This window comes from Undibacterium sp. Xuan67W (assembly GCF_049340165.1).
Taxonomy (GTDB): domain Bacteria; phylum Pseudomonadota; class Gammaproteobacteria; order Burkholderiales; family Burkholderiaceae_D; genus Undibacterium.
The window spans coordinates 1-2,968 of record NZ_JBMPPN010000048.1; the positions used below are offsets into that span (position 1 = coordinate 1).

A 2,968-nucleotide genomic window follows, 5' to 3' on the forward strand; every position below is an offset into this window, starting at 1 on the left:
TCATCGTCAACAACCCGCCCGTGGTCAGCCTCACCGCGCCGGCCGCCAACAGCAGTGTCGCCGGCAAAGCCACCGTCACCCTGAGCGCCAGCGCCAGTGACACCGGCGGCAGTATTAGCAAAGTCGACTTCTACAACGGCACAACATGAGCTTACCCCGAAATTTAGTTCCCCAAAGGTGACGTAAAATCAACGTAACTTTGGAACAACAAATAATGAACAGGATTATTAGCGCCCGGGCAGAATCATTTTTTTCGCTCGTTTATTCAAACCATTTATAAGAACGCTTTCATCCACATATCGTTTGAGCCGTGTTTTTTGCTCATTCGAAACACTGCTCGCATCAATGACGTCGGCCCACTCTTCAAAGGCTGCGCTGCATACCTCTTTTATTGTTTGGCGAACCTTTGTTTCAAGTATCCCGACCTCGTTTGAAAATTGACGTATAGCTGCAGGTGTTAAGGATTCACCCCGACCTAATTTACTTGTCAATTTCAACGCATGTCCTTTCCCTTTGATATATACCGAATACGCAACGATGTCATAGGCTGGAGAGAGTTCGATTCGGCCATCTGGAAAATGTAAAACACCAATGTTTTTCAAATGAAAATCATAATTCCCAATCAATTCACTGACTGTAATCCGGCGAATTAACTCCAATACGGCCGGCTCTCCCAATCCGTTCACCGCCATCATCACTCGTGCGATATCAGCATAACTGCCGCCCGTATATTTGTTTTGAGGTTGCACATTGAGAATTTGGGCGAAGTCTTCCGCATGCAACCGTCCAGGCCGGTCACGATCGAATCTTTGTACCGCCAGAAAGTTTTGCGTTTTTCCAAGCTCATATTGATGATCCGCGATCAGCAAATGCATTGGTTGCAAGGTGGTGTTACATACGGTTACGCCAGCGACTCTTGCGAGTTGTAATGACAGATGCTCTACTTCTGGCAAATATTCATACAAGTTCGTCGGCAATTTTCCAATGATGTGTGCTCCCTCCATTCTTTGTCTCGCCACATAGCGCCCCCCATCCAATGCAAGCGCCAGCTTAGGTTGCATACCTGATAGGGATACGGCATCGGCTAACGGTTCATCTACTACGCTTTCTTCTAAAGCATCAAGATTTTGCGTGACAACACTTGTGGTAAAGGCGCGAGACATTGCTGATGGTGCCGCTCTCACGTTGCCAGGCAGATCTTTACCGCAGGCGGCTAGAAGGTCAAAATAATCGTTTTCTGCGCAATGACGTTCTAGGGCAATATGCTTACGCAATACTCCCTCAGGCAACAGGTTTTGGAAAAAATTAGGCAACCTCCCCTCTCCTGTTGAGTTCAACATAGGCGTACTTGGATTGAGCAATAAGGATGCCTCTTGCTTAGGATCTTTCGCTTGAAGAGAAATTGATAGAAGAGGACGGTTTGGATTGCTTGCGTAGTCATTGTCAACCTGGAGCCGAATAATATCCCCGTACTGATAAAGCACCCCAACAATTTGCTCGCCAATAAAAATATCGAGTGCTCGAAATATCATTTTTCAGGCCTATTCAAAGTGGCACCAACCAATGTTTCAACTGCCGGTTCGGAAGCGGATGATTCCGAAGAGTAAGCGCGAGCGATCCCTTTTGGAACCAGAACCAGTTCTAATCCGAGTTCCTCTGCTACCGCTATCAGGGTTGTCACTCTCACGTCAGTGATGCCATTAAAAAGTCCACGCAGCGTGACGGATGTCAGCCCGGTTTTCGAGATGAGTTCTTTTTGAGATATTCTTTCTCTATCTCTTGCCACCGTTAATTCGCCTGCAATATCACCTAATGTCTTCATAATAGATACTTAACTAACTATTTTTATCATATAGATAGTTTAGTATCCTTCCGGCCGACTGTAAAGATAGTTTGGCATCTATGTATGTATATTAGATAGTTATCTATCTTTGGCGCTCGGTACCATATGCATGCGATCAAGCGGGTTCTATCACGGCAGCGTTGCCAAGTTAAATTTTTGGTAGGTGTGTCCAGTCACTTTCAAACGGGCCGCATTTGTTCTGTCGAGGCGTAAAATTGATCTGCAAGAAACGTCTTTTCAGTACCCTCCATCATCAACTATCCTTTGCCGATCATGTGCATGAGTACGACGCCACCTAGCACGTTTTTGGCTGACCGAAAGGATTTGAAATTGCGCATTGGTATGGTTGCGCGCTTGACGGCAAGATGGTCTTGTTCGACGATATTGTTCATGTATTTGACTTAGCGAACGATGATCGACGTGTCCCTGTCGGCATAGATCGCGTCGATACTCACCTAATTTACAACTTCATTAAACGCTCTTTTAACATTGCAAAACGATTAATGGCTGGCAGCTCGCCACACAAAATCAGCTGAGAGCAATCCGGCGGAAATAGCGATACGTCATCGTCTAATGCTAGCCAGGTTTCATTAACCGAATAGGCATCAATTAGAAAAGCTTCAATTTCTCGGAACCGACTCCCTAAAATATCAGTGGTTTCTCGAATTTGAATTTCTGGCGTCACACCAATAATTCTTGCCGCAATATCAGTTGAAAAGAATCCACGTAATTCATTCAAAGAAAAACGCAAACGCCACTCACTGCTTACAACGATTTGAAGAGTTGGGAATTCACGAAGTAGCTCCTCCAAAGCCGGAAGATGAACAAATTGCTGTTCCTGATCATGTCGGGCAGAAAATGGATGCAGGACACCATCAAAATCAAGAAAAAGTATCAAATTTAGCTTTCGGAAAAAGGCTTTTTTAAAAAATTGATTAAATTAACTAGAGCAAAGCTGGAAACTTATTACTGGAATGCATCAACCGCGCTGGCAACCCGTGAACTTCCCAGCTTTCACTATACAGATTTAAGCCTCATAATCTAGTTCAAAGAAGAGGTGCTTATGTCTGGCAAACGATTTACTGAAGAATTTAAAAAAGAAGCGATTAAGCAGGTAACGGAACG

General features: G+C 44.7%; 4 protein-coding genes and 1 pseudogene. 1 reads left to right on the forward strand and 4 read right to left on the reverse strand.

Annotated features, from left to right (window positions below; all coding sequences use genetic code 11):
- Positions 1–20 precede the first annotated feature (20 nt).
- Positions 21–149, forward strand: a complete 129-nt coding sequence (locus ACO0LE_RS20130) for an Ig-like domain-containing protein (protein ID WP_422962111.1) — start codon at positions 21–23, stop codon at positions 147–149.
- A 78-nt stretch (positions 150–227) separates the two neighbouring features.
- Here the strand turns inward: ACO0LE_RS20130 and ACO0LE_RS20135 are convergent, their stop codons facing one another.
- From ACO0LE_RS20135 to ACO0LE_RS20150, 4 genes and pseudogenes are all read right to left on the reverse strand, one after another.
- Entirely contained in the window at positions 228–1,532 is a 1,305-nt protein-coding gene (locus tag ACO0LE_RS20135; protein WP_422962108.1) for a type II toxin-antitoxin system HipA family toxin, read from the reverse strand.
- Positions 1,529–1,822: a helix-turn-helix domain-containing protein gene (locus ACO0LE_RS20140; RefSeq protein ID WP_422962109.1), complete on the reverse strand. Its 294-nt coding sequence runs from the start codon at positions 1,820–1,822 to the stop codon at positions 1,529–1,531. The genes ACO0LE_RS20135 and ACO0LE_RS20140 overlap by 4 nt, the downstream gene beginning before the upstream one ends.
- A 278-nt stretch (positions 1,823–2,100) precedes the next feature.
- Positions 2,101–2,241, reverse strand: a pseudogene (locus ACO0LE_RS20145) (DDE-type integrase/transposase/recombinase); the annotation flags it as partial.
- A 62-nt stretch (positions 2,242–2,303) separates the two neighbouring features.
- Positions 2,304–2,741 (reverse strand): HAD domain-containing protein, encoded by a 438-nt coding sequence (locus ACO0LE_RS20150; RefSeq protein ID WP_422962110.1) that lies wholly within the window; start codon positions 2,739–2,741, stop codon positions 2,304–2,306.
- Positions 2,742–2,968 lie beyond the last annotated feature (227 nt).